Raw genomic sequence first — 14,608 nt, forward strand, 5'->3', positions numbered from 1 at the left:
CCGGGGCCGGCGCGGGGGCGGGCTGTCGAGGTCGCGGTCGCGAGGCGGGCGGCGCGCACCGGCGGGCGGCGGAGCCTGGCCGGCGCCCGCGGGACGACCCGAGCCCGGCGGGCGCGTGCGCGGCCGAGCGGGCGGCTCGTCGCCGTCTTCGCGGCCGCGGGGCGGCTTGCCGTCCTTGAGTTTCACGGCGGCGTCGGGGTCGCGTTCCCGGAAGATGCGGAAGAACCCGAACAGCAGCGTGACACCGGTGGTGATCGCCATCGTCGGGAAGCCGTTGATCAGCGGCGTGCCGACGTTGAGCAGCTTCGACAGGGTGTCGCTGCCCGAGCCGGACCCGCCGGTCAGGAGCACCACACCGGGCACCGTGACGGCCAGCACCAGCGGCGGCTGCACCATCGGTCCGAACAGAGCGCGTCTTTGCACCGCGCCCACCGCGAGCACGGCCCCCACGAAGTAGCCCGCCTTGAAAACGAAGTCGAGGCTGCCCTTGGTCTTCTCGTCGATGATGGCGCCCAGCACGGCCAGGCCGAAGCCCACGAGGACAGCCGCCCACCAAGGCAGGCCGCGCCTCTCGCCGACGACGAGACGCTCGTCCCAGGGCACGGTGGCGTCTTCGGCATCAGGATCGCTCTGGCGATCGCGTATCGCGGTCACGAGGCAACACCGTAGCCGTTACTTGTCACGATCTTGCTGCCACTGCCGAAGACCGCCCTGACCAGCCACCCGGCAGCGTGACGTGGGTTGCCGACCGCCGGAACACGTGGTGCCGGGCGGGCCGTCGCGATGCGGACCGCATCCGGTCCGTGGTCTGGTCACCTGACCTGCGGATACAGCCCACTGGTCTGGTCCGACTCATCGTCCCGTCGACGCTTCGACGCCAGCCGCCCCGTCGCGCACCGGCCGCGGCGGGCGTCGACGCGGAACGTTCCCGCTCCCCGGAAGCCTCACAGCGACGGAACCAAACCCGGGGCAGCGCAAATGCCCCATCGGCCCCGAACCGGCCACGGCCGGTACACACCGTGACGAGCCGTGCGGCCCCGGCTGCCGAGGCCATGAGCCACGCCGGGCGGGCCGCCGCTGCCTCGGATTGCCGTCGGCTCGGTGCTGTTTCGCACGTCCGATGCCGGTGACGGGCCTCCGGGCGAGTTCGTCACGGGTGCCGCAGGTCGTGCGGGCGTGAGCACCAGCGCGGCAGACCATCGGCCACCGCTCGGCAAGGGCTGCCCGGCGAAGGGCCGAGGAGGCGCCGTCCGCACCTTGCCGTTGGCTCTCGGCTCCTTTCCTCACCTCCGGCACCGGAGATGAGCTGCCGGTCGCGTTTGTCTGGCGCGCTGCAGATTGCGCGGGTTCGACCACCAGGGCCGCAGACCACCAGTCGCGCGCACCAAGCGCTGCCGACCGAGCACCGAGCAGGAGCTCGCCTCGCCTTGCCGCCGGCTCGGCTCCCCTTGTACGTCCGGCTGTACGTCCGGCTGTACGTCCGGCGCCCCGCCGGGCGCGTCTTTGTGGGTGCCTGCCGACGTTCGTGCGAGCCCAGCCGCCAGCTGCTGTGGCCCGTCAGCTACGACTGACGGCCCGGTGACGGGCTGCCGGCCGCGTCCGTCGGGCGCTGCAGGTCGTGCGGGCGTGACCACCAGCGCAGCAGATCATCGGCCACCATCCGGCAGGGGCTGCCCGGCGAAGGGCTGCGAGAGAACCGACCTCAGCTAGCCGCCAACTCGTCCCCCTTCCGTACCTCCGGCACCGGCGACGGGCTCCCCGACGCGTCCGTCAGGGGTGCCACCGTCGCGCGGAAGCTCTCCAGCGCCTCCAGCTCCCGCCGTCGCGCGGAGAGGAAACGCTGCAAGTGCGTGCTCGTCAGGTTCAGCGCCTCGACCGCGTTCCCCGCTGAACGGTGCGCGGCCGCAGCCCCCGCGCGGACCTGCTCGACGTCCTCCACCAGCGCCCGGTCGCTCGCCGCGAAGAGGGCAGCCGACGCCAGTACCCCGAACCCCGTCGGTCCACACAGGAACACCCGGCGGTCGATCAGCCAGCGCAGCAGCTCCGGGTCGGTGTCGAGCGCGGCGACCACGGCCGCGTCGGACGGGACGAACATGATCGTGCCGTAGATCGCGTCGGCCCAGCGCTGGTAACCCTTGCCGGCGAGCTCGGCCGCGCGGGAACGGATCTGGCGCACGTGGGCGCGCAACGCGTCGAGCCGTTCCTCGGGATCGTCGGTCTCCACGGCCTCGGCCCAGATCGCCATGCTCGCCTTCGCGTCGACGGGCACGGTGCGGCCGCCGCCCACGCGCAGCACCATGTCCGGCTTCGCACTGCCGCCGCCCGCCAGGTCGGTCTGCAGCGTGAAGTGCAGTTCTTCGCGCAGTCCCAACGCGCGCGCGGTCTCGACCAGTACCTGCTCGCCGAGCTCACCGCGTCCGCTGATCGACGCGAACGCCACCTCGTACCGCCGCAACGCCAGCTGCTGCTGGTCGTTCTTCGCGCGCTCGGCCGCCACGAGCCGCGCCGCCGCGTCGGCCCGGCGCATGCCGTCGCCGTAGAGCCGCCACAGCAGCGCGACCGCGATGCACAGGAGCAGCGCGAGCACGACGGCCGCGGTCGTGATCACCGTCTCCACCCGAGTCTCCTTTCCCTGCCAACTCACCCGGACCGGTCGGAACGGCCGGTGCCGATCGACGCGGACATCATGGCGGACCGCACCGACAAAAACCGGCACGCTCAGTCGCGCTGCGTAGCTGACCAGCGCGTTCACCGGTTCGGTGGTCGGCGTGTCCACCAGGGCCCTGATAGGGTTCGTACACACGTTCGAGTGGCTCTCCGGCGAGTCTCCGCGGTTTAGTCGTGATCGCCTCTTACCGTGGTTGCCGTGAGACTCCTCCACACCTCCGACTGGCACGTCGGCCGCACGTTCCACGGCGCCGACCTGCTCGCCGAGCAGGAGGCCGTCCTCACCCACCTCGCCGAGCTCGTCACGAGCGAGCACGTCGACGTCGTGGTGGTGGCAGGCGACATCTACGACCGCGCGGTCCCTTCGGCCGAAGCGGTCCGAGTCGCGACCAAGGCCATGAGCCGCATCCGCCAGGCCGGCGCGCAGCTCGTGATCACGCCCGGCAACCACGACTCCGCAGCACGGCTGGGCGCCTTCGCGGACTTCGCGGCGGCCGGCGGTCTGCACCTGCGCGCCACCATCGCCGGCCTCGCCGAACCCGTGCTGCTGAACGACGAACACGGTGACGTCGCGATCTACGGCATCCCGTACCTCGAACCCGAGTTTTCGCGTCACGCCCTCGGCGTGCCTGAAGCGCGCGGCCACACCGGCGTGCTCACCGAAGCCATGCGCCGGGTACGCGAAGACCTTGCCACGCGGGCGAAAACGCGGTCCGTCGTGCTGGCCCACGCCTTCGTCACGGGCGGCGCGAGCAGCGAATCCGAACGCACCATCGCCGTCGGCGGGGTCGAGCAGGTTCCGGGTGACGTCTTCGACGGCGTCGACTACGTCGCACTCGGCCACCTCCACGGCCCGCAGACCCTCGCCGAGCACCTCCGCTACTCCGGCAGCCCGCTCGCGTACTCGTTTTCCGAAGCGCGCCAACGGAAATCGGTCTGGCTCGTCGACCTCGACGCGGCTGGGCTCGCCGAAGTCCGCCGCCACGAACTGCCCGTGCCACGCCCACTCGCGACGTTGCGCGGCGAACTGCAGGAGCTGCTGGACGCGCCGGAACACGAGGAATGGCGCGACCACTTCCTCTCGGTCACGGTCGTCGACCGCGTGCGCCCGGTCGACGCGATGCGCCGCCTGCGCGAACGTTTTCCGTACGCGGTGCACCTCGACTGGGAGCCGGAAGGCGGGCTCGCCGGCGCGCAGCTGAAGTACGCCGACGCCGTCCGCGGGCGCACCGACATCGAGATCGCCCGCAGCTTCCTCGACGACTGCCGCGGCGCGCTCCCCACGGAAACCGAGGAACGGCTGGTGTTCCTCGCGCTCGAAGCGGCCAACCGGGTGGCGGTGGCGAAGCTGTGAGGCTGCACCTGCTGGAGGTCGAGGCGTTCGGTCCGTACGCGGGCCGCGAGGTGGTCGATTTCGACGCGCTCGGCGCAGACGGCCTCTTCCTGCTGCACGGCGACACCGGCGCCGGCAAGACCACGCTGCTCGACGCCATCGCCTTCGCGCTGTTCGGCGTGGTCCCGGGCGCACGGGGTGATGTGAAGCGGCTGCGGTGCGACGTCGCCGCGCCCGAGCAGCTCACCGAGGTCGTGCTGGAGCTGACGGTGCAGCGCCAGCGGCTGCGGATCGTGCGCAGCCCGGAGTACCAGCGCGCGAAGAAACGCGGCGACGGGTTCACCACGCAGCAGGCGAAGGTGTCGCTCACCTGGGTCGGCGAGCCGCCGGCCGGGCTGCCGCCCGACGGGGTCATCCGGATCGACGAGGTCGCGCGGACCGTCGAACGTTTGCTGGGGATGACGGCCGCGCAGTTCTTCCAGGTCGTGTTGTTGCCGCAGGGGGAGTTCGCGAAGTTCCTGCGCTCCGACACCACCGAGCGCGAGAAGCTGCTGGAGCGGCTCTTCGGCACCGAGCGGTTCTCCGACGTCGAGCGCTGGTTCGCCGACCTGCGCGCCGAACGTGGGCGGGCGCTGGAAAAGCGGCAGCAGGAGCTGCGGGAGCTCGTCGCGCGCTACGCCCAGGAAGCGCAGCAGGAGCCGCCGGAAGAAGACCGGGCGGAGTGGGTCGACGCCGTGCTCGCAGAGGTCGCCGCACGCGCCGAAGCGGCGGAAACCGAAGCGGCACAAGCACGTTCGGCCGCGACCAAGGCAGAGACCACGTTGCGGGAAGCCGAGGAGGACGCCGACCGCATTCGTCGCGTCCGCACCGCGCACACGCGTCTCGCGCAGATCGCCGAGACGGCGGCCGAGCGCGCGGAGTGGACCGAGGAGATCGCGGCCGCGCGGCGGGCGTCGGCCGTGGTGCCCGAGGTCGAGCTGCTGGAACGGCGGAGTTCCGAGCTGGGCGACGCGCAGCTCGCCGAGGCCGATCACACGCGGGCCTTGAGGGAGCTGGGTTTCGACTCCGTCGGCCTCGCGTCGGCGGACCTGCGTGAGCGCGCCGGATCGTTGCGCGAGGAAGCGGGTGCGCTCGCCGAGCTGGTCGCGGAGGCCGAGCAGCAACGCGTCGACACCGAGCGGCGAGACGAGCGGAAGGTCGCGGCCGGTGCGGCGGCCGAGCGGGTCACCGAGCTGCAGACGCGGCTGGCGGAGCTGCCGGAGCGGCTCACGGCTGTGCGAGGCGAAGCCGCGTCGGCGGCCGAATCGGCGGCGAAGCTGGACGGTGCGAAGGCGCGGGTCGAGGAGCTGACTGTCGTTTCGCGCGCGGCCGCCGAGCTGCCGGAGGCCGTCGCGAAGGTCGGGCGCGGTGAGGCCAAGCTGCGTGAGGTCGTGGACGCACACCAGGCGGCTCGTCAGCATCGGCTTGACCTGCGGGAACGTCGGCTGGAAGGCATGGCCGCCGAGCTGGCCGCGAGCCTGGCCGACGGCGCGCCGTGTCCGGTGTGCGGGTCGGCCCAGCACCCGGAGCCGGCACGGCACGGGGCTGAGCTTGTGGACCCAGCCGAGGAACGGGCCGCGGAGGAGTCCGAGCAGAAGGCCGGTGCCTTGAGGCAGCGCGTGGTGTCCGCGCTGGAGGAGGCGAAGGCGCGGCTGGACGCGTTGCGTGAGCGGCTGGGTGAGCGGACGGCCGAGTCCGTGGCCGCGGAGCTGACGGAGGCTCGCGCGAGCGTGGGGGCGTTGTCCGAGCAGGCCGCGCGGAAGGACCGGCTTGCACGGCAGGTCGTCAAGCTGGAGCAGGAAGCCGACCAGCTGGCGGAGCACCGGCGGCTGGCCGACCAGGCCGTCACGGAGGCACAGGCTGAGGTCCGCGCGCTGGAGGAACGGCTGGCCGAACGCTCGAAGCGGCTGCTCGAAGGGCGTGGCGAGTTCCCGGACGTCACGGCGCGCCGGCGGCATCTGCTCACGTTGGCGGGTGCGTTGGATTCCGTCGCCGAGGCGCGCACGGCAGTGGATGGTGCGGAGTCCCGGCTCGCCGAGCAGCACGGTCTGGTCGAAATCTCCTTGCATGCCAAAGGTTTCGCCACGTCGGAAGAGATGCGTGGCGCGGTCCGCTCCGACGAGCAGGTCACGAAGCTCGAACAAGGTCTCGCCGAAGCCGAGGCGACGGCCGCGGGGGCGCGCGAGCTGCTGGCGCAGCCCGAGCTGTTCGGCATCTCGCCCGACGACGTCGTCGACGTCGCGCCACTGGGCGAAGTGGCGAAGGCCGCGCGTGAACGGGCGGACACGGCGTTCGCGGCGCTGAAATCCGTGGCGGCGCAGCACGGTGAGCTGAAGAAGCTGGCCGCGCGGATGGGCAAGGCGCTCGCGGAGTTCGAGCCGGTCCAGAAGGAGTACGACGAGCTGCGCGCACTGTCCGAAGTGGTCAACGGCCGCGGCCAGAACTCGCGCAAGATGTCGCTTCGCTCGTACGTGCTCGCCGCCCGGCTGGAGGAAGTCGCGCTCGCGGCCACCGCCCGGCTGCGCACCATGAGCCAGGGCCGCTACTCCTTCGTGCACTCCGACGCGGCCGGCGCACGCGGCACTCGCGGCGGCCTCGGCCTCGACGTGCTCGACGACTACTCCGGCGCCGTCCGCCCCGCGAAAACCCTGTCGGGCGGCGAATCGTTCCTCGCGTCGCTCTCGCTGGCGCTCGGCTTGGCCGACGTCGTCGCCGGCGAAACCGGCGGTGCGCTGCTCGACACCCTGTTCGTCGACGAGGGTTTCGGCACCCTTGACGCCGAAACCCTCGACGTCGTGATGAACATCCTCGACGAGCTCCGCGCGGGCGGCCGGGTCGTCGGCCTCGTCTCGCACGTCGAAGAACTCCGCCAACGCATCCCGACCCGCCTGCGCGTGCACAAGTCACGCACCGGCTCACGGATCGAGCTCCGCATGGCGTAACTCAGGGCGAGACGTGGCCTCCGCGCTGCGGCGCGGAGGGTTGTGGGACTGCCGACGAGAAGTGCGGCCTGCCTGTTCAGACAGCCTCGCTCGTGAGCGGCCAACGGTTGACGTCAGCTCCCAGCAGAAGCAGCCTATGGCGCTGCCGGGTGCAATGGGAAGGCGGCGGTCGCGTTCCGGGAGCCGGCTGATCCTGTTGCGCGGGGGGCCATGGGGCTGCGGACGAGGAACAGCGGCGTGCTTGCTCAGACAGCCTCGCTCGTGAGCAGGCGACACCTGGAGTCAGGGCCCGGCGGAAGGTGCTGATGTGGCAGCCGGTCAAGCGAACGGCCGAATTCCGAGCGCAGGCAGCTGCCGTGGTCGCGGACGGTAGGGGTCGGCTGCGTAGGTCAAGCGGCCTCGTGCATGAGCAGCCAGCGCTTCGCGTCCGTACCCCAACGAAAGTTGCCCACCGCCCCGCCGGTGCGGACGATGCGGTGGCAGGGCACGAAGAGGGCGGCGGCGTTGCGGGCGCAGGCCGAGGCGGCGGCGCGGACGGCCGTGGGGCTGCCCGAGAGCGTGGCGTACTCGGCGTAGCTCACCGGGCGGCCCGGCGGGACCTTGCGCAGCATGTCCCACGCGTGCTGGCGGAAGGCGCCGGAGCGTTGGCGGACCTCGATGTCGTCGACGGCGTCCAGTTCGCCCGCGTGGTAGCGGCGGACGGCGGTGGTGACGGGGCCGAGGTCGCGGCGCTGGGTGAGCGTGGCCGGGGCCAGGGACGGGGAGATGAGCGTGGTCAGCTCGGCGACGTCGGCGGTCCAGCCGGAGGCGAGGACGGCGCCGTCGCCTGTGACCACGGCGGTAAAGGGGCCGATCTTGGTGTCCACAGTGGACCAGAAGGCGGCGCTCACGAGAGGTTCTCCTCGGGGTCGAACATCTGCAGGTATCGGGTGGCGTACGAGCTCCATGGCCGCCAGCCGCAGGCCGCGCCGGGCAGGTCGAGGCCGAGGGCGGCGGCGGAGCGGCGCACGGCGGGGTCGGTGGTGAGCAGGACGTCGGGGGCGCCGAGCACGCGCATCAGGACGTAGTCGGCGTCGATGCCGAGCGAGAGCAGCTCGGCCCGCAGCTCACCCGGATCCCGGCCGACGTGGGGGTCGAGGCTGCCGTCCGCCAACGCCGCGGCGACCGCCTTGACGTGCGGTTTCACGTCGGCGGCAGCCACGACCTCGGGTGTCGGGAACAGCGTCGTCAGGGTGTCCATCGGCGGCTCACCGGACGGTACCCGGGGGCCGAGCGCGGCGACGGAGGCGGCGGCTGAGCCGAGCGCGGCGCGCAGGACCAGCTCTGGCCCGTCGACCGCACCGGGCACGCGCAGGCCCGGCACCTTCGTGACCAGCGGCGCGAGCACCGGATCCGCACCGAGGACGCGCGCGACGGCCTCTGGATCTGCGTCGAGATCGAGCAGCCGCCGGACGCGGGAGACCGCGCTGCCGAGGTCGCGCAGGTCGGTCAGCGCGAGGTCGCACCGGACATGATCCGGTTGCGGCGATAGCCACACCAGGCCGGGGCCGTGGGAGAGGCGCAGCGTGCGGCCGTAGCCGGTGATGCCGTCAGCGCTCTGTTCGACCGCCTCGATGCCCGGCAACGCACGCGACGCGTGGTAACGCAGCACACCCTGTGCGTCGAACGGTGCGCGGAACGGCAGGCGCAGGCTCAGCCGTGTCGAGCCGGTGGGTTCGGCGCGGCGGCCGCGACGCAGTGAAGCCGCGCGAAGCTGCGAAGGCGTCGTCGCGAAGACCTCGCGGATCGTCTCGTTGAACTGCCGGATGCTGGAGAACCCGGCGGCGAACGCGACGTCGGTCAGCGGCAGCGCCGAGAGCTCGATGAGCAGCCGCGCGGAGTAGGCACGGTGGGCGCGGGCGAGCGCGAGCGGGCCGGCTCCCAGTTCGGCGGTGAGGACGCGGCCGATCTGGCGTTCCGAATAGCCGAGCCGCCGCGCCAGGCCGGGCACGCCTTCGCGCTCGACGAAGCCGTCGGAGATCAGGCGCATGGCGCGGGCGGCCAGATCGGCGCGGACGTTCCAGTCGGGTGAACCCGGCACGGCGTCGGGCAGGCAGCGCCGGCACGCGCGGAAGCCGCTCGCCTGGGCGGCGGCCGACGTGGGGAAGAACCGCACGTTCTGGGCCTTCGGCGTGATCGCCGGGCACGACGGGCGGCAGTAGATGCCGGTGGTGCGCACGGCCATGATGAACTGGCCGTCGAACCGCTGGTCGCGGGCGGTGACGGCCCGGTAGCAGCGCTCGGTGTCGCGCCAGAGCGGGGCGGTCTGGGTGGCCATGTGGTCGATGGTGCCAGCAGGTCGCGGGCTTGGCTGGCGGGAATCCGACACGGCGTTACCGGGTCGGCCGGGGCGTTGGCCGGGCACGTAGACTTCACTGTCGTGAGTCTGACCCTCGGTATCGTCGGCCTGCCCAACGTCGGCAAGTCCACCCTGTTCAACGCGCTGACGCGCAACGACGTGCTCGCCGCGAACTACCCGTTCGCGACGATCGAGCCCAACGTCGGCGTCGTCCCGCTGCCGGACCCGCGGCTCGACAAGCTGGCGGAGATGTACAGCTCGGAGAAGATCGTGCCGGCTGTCGTGTCCTTTGTGGACATCGCGGGCATCGTGAAGGGCGCGTCCGAGGGTGCCGGGTTGGGCAACAAGTTCCTCGCGAACATCCGCGAGGCCAACGCGATCTGCCAGGTCATCCGCGTGTTCGACGACCCGGACGTGGTCCACGTCGACGGCCGCATCGACCCGTCGAGCGACATCGAGACCATCAACACCGAGCTGATCCTCGCCGACCTGCAGACGCTCGACAAGGCCCTGCCGCGCCTCGAGAAGGAGGCGCGCACCAAGAAGGAGGCGCGTCCGGCGCTCGAGAACGCGCAGCGCGCCAAGGAAATCCTCGACGCGGGCCGGACGCTGTTCCAGGCACAGAAGGAAGTCGACTTCGAGGCGCTGCGTGAGCTGAGCCTGCTGACGACGAAGCCGTTCCTGTACGTCTTCAACGCCGACGAGGGCGTGCTGACGGATTCCGGTCGCCGCGACGAGCTGGAGAAGCTCGTCGCCCCCGCCGACGCTGTCTTCCTCGACGCGAAGGTCGAATCCGAGCTGCTGGAACTCGACGACGAGGAGTCCGTGCGCGAGCTGCTGGAGTCCGTGGGCCAGGCCGAGCCGGGCCTCAACGCCCTCGCCCGCGCCGGCTTCCACACCCTCGGCCTGCAGACCTACCTCACCGCCGGCCCCAAGGAATCCCGCGCCTGGACGATCCCCCAGGGCGCCACCGCCCCCCAAGCCGCGGGCGTCATCCACACGGACTTCGAGCGCGGCTTCATCAAGGCGGAGATCGTGTCCTACGCCGACTTGATGGAGGCCGGCTCGATGGCCGCCGCGCGCGCCGCGGGGAAGGTGCGGATGGAGGGCAAGGATTATCTGATGGCGGATGGCGATGTGGTTGAGTTTAGGTTCAACGTCTGAGCCTGCTCTCCGTAAACGCGGTCCTTGTTCCGGCGTGGAAACTCTAAATTGACCCGGTGATCCGCGAACTGGAGGCCGCCCTCGCCGAGCACCGCGCGGCGCCGTTCCCCGCTCCCGAGGTCGTGCGGGGCCGGGACTACGGCTCGGTGTGCGCTGTGATGATCGACGCCGACATCTACGCGCCGTCGGAGCGGGTGTCTCGCGGAGAATTGCCGGCGGATGACCGGTGGAACTGGCTCGCGGAATGCGAGGCAAGACTGCAGGACTCGCTCGCCGAGTTCCCCGAAGCAGGGCGGCCGTACTACGCGCGGCTCCTGCGGATCGCCGAACTGGCGTTCCAGCGCATGGAGGCGATGGCGCCGACCCACGCCAGTTGACCGGAGGTCAGGTGAGCCCTGTTCGCTCGGTCAGACGTTCTCATCGAGGATTTCGCCCAGCTCCGTGCGCCGGCGCTGTCGGACCGTGGCGGCTTTCGTCACGGCCAGGCCGCAGAGCGCGAGCACGATCGCTGACACGGCGAGGAGCAGCCAGAACGTGCTGCCATCGGCAGAAGTGAGCGTGCCGACGAAGATGAAGACACCGACGAAGCCGTAGAACAATGCAAGCCTCACCTGCCTGGCGAATTGCTGTGCGTAGAGCTTGTGCTTCTGCCGGGCGGCGTCCAACGCTGCGGCCGATGGTGGTTCGCCGGCGACCGTGAACGGTCCGTCAGTGAGGTCGTGGACGGAGGTCGTTCCGGGCCGGGCGAGCTCCAGGCTGGGGCGCGCGCTGTCTTGTGCCACTCGGCGTACTTCCCAGCCCGCGGATTCTGCGGCGCGGCGGACGTCGTTCAATGGGATGGCCGGGTACTGACTGGCGTCCAGGAGGTAGCGGCCCTGGACGTCCGGCTCGGCAGCGGCCAGCTCACCCGCCAAGCGAGTACGCGCACTGCCGACCTCGGCAGGCTCGGTTCGCCGAGTGAAGTGCAGTGTCCAGGCTGTATCGCCGACGTCTTCAGCGCACAACATCCAGCCCTGCCCGCCGAGCACGTCCAGCAGCTCGGCTTTGGGGATCTCCCGATACTCCAGCCAGTCGAGGTCCAGCGAAGTGCCGGAGCCGAGGCTTTGCAGCCGGCACAGCTGACTTTCGCGACGGCGCCGCCGGGTCGCCCGCGGTGTGCCGGCCACCTGCGCGGCGAGGACCAGCACGACCAGCGACAGCGCGGGCAGCAGCAGCCAGAGTGCGATGGAGTTCGCGACCTTGTCAGACATCCAGTGACAGCTTCCGTCGCTGCTGAGGCGGCTTGAACTCGAGGCCGCGTGCTCCGTTGTAGGTCATCCGCTCGCCGACGTACCGGTAGCCGCGAGCGGTGGCCAGCTCTTTGATCATGTGGTCGCTCAACGGGTGCGCCGACCACACGGCGACCAACGCCGTGTCGGACCCCGGACGCAGTTTCGCCAGCTCGCGGTGCACCTGCTCGACGGCTTTGCCCAGCCGCTGGGTACGCCGGCGCAGCCGGTCGGCGAGCAGACTCAGCGCGACCAGGGCGACCACGCTCGCGCCGATCACGTTCGTCACCATGCCCTCCTCGTCATCATGGATTCACGCATCTAGTGTGGCGTTGATCGATTTGGTCGACGACGGATCGGTGAACGACACGCTGTTCACGATCCCGTTGAGGATCTCCATCAGGTACGGCCAGTCATCGAGACTCTCGCTGGACAGGCCGAACGTGGTAATCCGACGTCGGTCTGGGCACGCGAAGCTGACCTGTGCTTGACGGACCCGGTGCTCGGCAGGAGCCGGTTCGCCGAGCGGGCCGAACGGCACAGTCACCAACAGCTCCTCGGCGACGATCAGACCGTCACCCGCGGGAAACCGCTCCAGCACCACTTCACGTGGAGAGCCGGGCGTGCGCAGACCTCCTGCCGCGCCGGCGAGCGGACGTTCCGCGTGCAGGTCCGCAGCCTGGACGGTGACTGAAAACTGAGCGGTGACTATCCGGTGGGGGTCGGTCTCGGACCGAGCGCAGCACAGTCCCAGGTAGACGCCGCCGTGGTCGTTCAGCTCGGCGATCAGGTATTCCTGGCTGTAGGCGAGATGCAGTGCTTGACGCTCGGTGAGCCCGTGCAACGATGCCCGGAGCCGGTCGTAATTCCGCCGAACCCTGATCTCCGGATTCTCCGTCAGGTCGATCTCGTGTAACTGTTCCAGCACCTTGAAGGCCAGCGGCGCCTCGGTGCGTCCGGGATTGAGCAGATCCGAGATTCCCACGCTCACCTCGCGGTCAGGATGCCGGTGGCCAAACCGCCCCAGCCGGCTGCGTTCTTGGCATCGGTCGTGGCGTCGTGCGTGTCGAACAGGCCCGCTGCCGACGGCACTTGCAAAGCGACGTTGGTTCCGCCTTCGAACGCCTTCGCGACGTTCTGCGTCAGCGCGGGGTCAGTGAGCGCTCCGGTGCCCATCGCCTTGTCCGCCAGCCACTGCGCGGCCTTGCTCGGGTCCTTCATCTCGCTGATCACTCGCGGCATTTCGTCGGCGAACGCGCGCCCGCCCGCCGCCGCGGCGTCGCTCGCGGTGCTCAGGGCGCCACCGGCCCTGGTGACGTCGACCAGCCGGTCGACACCGGCGACGGCGTCACCTGCGGCGTTGAACCCCTTCGACACCGCGCCGATGCCGGGGATCAGCCCCACAACGTCGCCGCCGAGCGAGACCCAGGCGTTCGGGTCGTCGTACTTCTCGTTGACCACCATGTCCGCGCCGTGCGCGGCCAGTGCGACGGCGCCTGCACCAAGGGCGATCGGCCCGCAAATCGGGGTCAGAACGGGGATGAACGCCAGCGCACCGGCCACGGCGGACACGATGCCCGCGATGTCCCCGATATCGCCGAGGTGGTCCTTGAACCATCCCCCGATGTCGTCGAACATGCTGCCGAGCGAATCCCAGAACGACTCCTTGGGAGCCTCCTCCGCGGCATCTTTGAGAGCGTCCGCGCAGGTGTCCGCGTCGTCTTCCCATGCATCACGCACGTCTTCGGCCTGCCTGCGGAGATCTTCCACCCTGGCCCAAGCGGCGTTGGCCGCGCTGATCTTGTCCGTCGCCTCGTTGTGCATCGTGGCGTTGTCAGGCTGCTGCAGTGCAAGGTCTCGGGCGGACTCCGCGGCGGAGTTCTTCGCCTCGGCGTCACCGAGAGCTTTCCGACACTCCTCTTCCAGCTGCTTTGCCTTTTGCTGGTGCGCGTCGAGCCGGTCGGACCAATCGGCAAGAGCTTTGCCGGCCAGTGCCAACGATTTCTGGCCTTTGTCGAGGTACTCGGGTAGCTGGTCGAGCTTCCCGGCGAATGCTTCGGCGGCATCACCGGTCCAGACGTCTTTCTTGTCCTGGATGGATTTCAGCACGTTGAAGGCTTCGTCCGTGTAGGTGGCCGTGTCGCTGATTTGCCTGGCCAGTTCACGAACTGTGCTCACATTGCCGCGCGCCGGCTCGAACCGGAGAGACGGGTAGTCGGCGTCGCTCATCCAGCGGTCGCCTCCTCGATCTTGGCGGCCATGTGCTGGAGTGATCCCTTGAGACCTTCTTCCAGTTCGGCATAGCCTTGAACCGCGTTGTCGAGGCCGCCCTTGATGCCGGAGACGGCTTCCTTGATCTTCTTCAGCCCTCCGGCCCAGTCCGATGTGAAATCGGCACAGGCTTCGTCGAGATCGTCCGGGCCGATCGAGTCCGGACCGACGTCCTCCATGCGTTTGGTGGCCTGCTCGATGTTCTCGCCGACGCGGTCGAGATTCTTGCCGAGCGCCTGCAAACCGCCGATGTCGACGGTGAAGTCGGGCATGTCGAGGTCCCCCCTCGGGCATCGCGATGTCCAGTCCTGTTCGTCGGCAGGCGCCAGCAGCCGACGAAAGGCCCACCTTAGTCAAAATCGGGCGTTTCTGGTGCTGATTCGCCAGGTCCGGTGAAGGTGTGGACTGAATTCACGACAAAGTGAGGGGGTATCTCATCGAGGCGGCTGCATGTGCGCGCCGAGGGTGACGAGTCCCGAGGGCGAAAGAAGGCTCAGCCGAGCAGGCCGAGCACCACCAGAACCGCCAGCGTGAACGCCGTGGCGAACATCGTGATCCAGGCGCGCTGGGTGGCGGACAGGGTGGT

At 70.2% G+C, this 14,608-nt stretch carries 13 protein-coding genes; 4 read left to right on the forward strand and 9 right to left on the reverse strand.

Going from position 1 to position 14,608, the window contains the following annotated elements:
* Window positions 1–654: DUF6542 domain-containing protein (locus AB0383_RS28150; RefSeq protein ID WP_366188968.1), on the reverse strand; the 654-nt coding region annotated here is incomplete at its 3' end.
* Between the two features lie 1,048 nt (window positions 655–1,702).
* Window positions 1,703–2,617, reverse strand: a complete 915-nt coding sequence (rmuC, locus tag AB0383_RS28155; protein WP_364172183.1) for a DNA recombination protein RmuC — start codon at window positions 2,615–2,617, stop codon at window positions 1,703–1,705.
* Window positions 2,618–2,866: 249 nt separating this feature from the next.
* Between rmuC and AB0383_RS28160 the strand changes: the two genes are divergently transcribed.
* A complete protein-coding gene (locus AB0383_RS28160; RefSeq protein ID WP_366188969.1) occupies window positions 2,867–4,021 on the forward strand; it encodes an exonuclease SbcCD subunit D C-terminal domain-containing protein in 1,155 nt (384 codons plus the stop codon).
* Window positions 4,018–6,981, forward strand: a complete 2,964-nt coding sequence (locus tag AB0383_RS28165) for an SMC family ATPase (RefSeq protein ID WP_364172180.1) — start codon at window positions 4,018–4,020, stop codon at window positions 6,979–6,981. The genes AB0383_RS28160 and AB0383_RS28165 overlap by 4 nt, the downstream gene beginning before the upstream one ends.
* 389 nt (window positions 6,982–7,370) lie before the next feature.
* On the opposite strand, the gene AB0383_RS28170 is transcribed toward AB0383_RS28165, so the two are convergent.
* Together AB0383_RS28170 and AB0383_RS28175 are read right to left on the reverse strand one after the other, a co-directional pair.
* Window positions 7,371–7,871, reverse strand: a complete 501-nt coding sequence (locus AB0383_RS28170; protein WP_364172178.1) for a methylated-DNA--[protein]-cysteine S-methyltransferase — start codon at window positions 7,869–7,871, stop codon at window positions 7,371–7,373.
* Window positions 7,868–9,298 carry an AlkA N-terminal domain-containing protein gene (locus AB0383_RS28175; protein ID WP_366188970.1) on the reverse strand — a complete coding sequence of 477 codons (1,431 nt, stop codon included), beginning with the start codon at window positions 9,296–9,298 and terminating at the stop codon, window positions 7,868–7,870. Before AB0383_RS28175 ends, AB0383_RS28170 begins: the two co-directional genes overlap by 4 nt.
* Before the next feature lie 102 nt (window positions 9,299–9,400).
* Between AB0383_RS28175 and ychF the strand changes: the two genes are divergently transcribed.
* Both ychF and AB0383_RS28185 read left to right on the forward strand, forming a co-directional pair.
* Entirely contained in the window at window positions 9,401–10,483 is a 1,083-nt protein-coding gene (ychF, locus tag AB0383_RS28180) for a redox-regulated ATPase YchF (protein ID WP_364172175.1), read from the forward strand.
* A gap of 56 nt (window positions 10,484–10,539) precedes the next feature.
* A complete protein-coding gene (locus AB0383_RS28185) occupies window positions 10,540–10,860 on the forward strand; it encodes a hypothetical protein (protein WP_364172173.1) in 321 nt (106 codons plus the stop codon).
* 30 nt (window positions 10,861–10,890) lie between these two features.
* Here AB0383_RS28185 and AB0383_RS28190 read toward each other — a convergent pair whose 3' ends face one another.
* From AB0383_RS28190 to AB0383_RS28210, 5 genes are read right to left on the reverse strand one after another with little or no spacing between them, the layout of a single operon-like run.
* Complete coding sequence (locus AB0383_RS28190; RefSeq protein WP_364172171.1) at window positions 10,891–11,733, reverse strand: hypothetical protein; 843 nt, start codon at window positions 11,731–11,733, stop codon at window positions 10,891–10,893.
* Window positions 11,726–12,043, reverse strand: coding sequence for a hypothetical protein (locus AB0383_RS28195; RefSeq protein ID WP_364172169.1), 318 nt, complete (start codon window positions 12,041–12,043; stop codon window positions 11,726–11,728). Before AB0383_RS28195 ends, AB0383_RS28190 begins: the two co-directional genes overlap by 8 nt.
* Window positions 12,044–12,064: 21 nt before the next feature.
* Window positions 12,065–12,742, reverse strand: a complete 678-nt coding sequence (locus AB0383_RS28200; protein WP_366188971.1) for a hypothetical protein — start codon at window positions 12,740–12,742, stop codon at window positions 12,065–12,067.
* A complete protein-coding gene (locus tag AB0383_RS28205) occupies window positions 12,739–13,980 on the reverse strand; it encodes a putative T7SS-secreted protein (protein ID WP_364172165.1) in 1,242 nt (413 codons plus the stop codon). Before AB0383_RS28205 ends, AB0383_RS28200 begins: the two co-directional genes overlap by 4 nt.
* The gene (locus AB0383_RS28210; protein ID WP_364172164.1) at window positions 13,977–14,294 is read right to left on the reverse strand and encodes a hypothetical protein; all 318 of its coding nucleotides are present in this window, start codon (window positions 14,292–14,294) and stop codon (window positions 13,977–13,979) included. Before AB0383_RS28210 ends, AB0383_RS28205 begins: the two co-directional genes overlap by 4 nt.
* Between the last annotated feature and the right edge of the window lie 314 nt (window positions 14,295–14,608).

The sequence above is a fragment of the Amycolatopsis sp. NPDC051373 genome (assembly GCF_040689465.1).
Taxonomy (GTDB): domain Bacteria; phylum Actinomycetota; class Actinomycetes; order Mycobacteriales; family Pseudonocardiaceae; genus Amycolatopsis.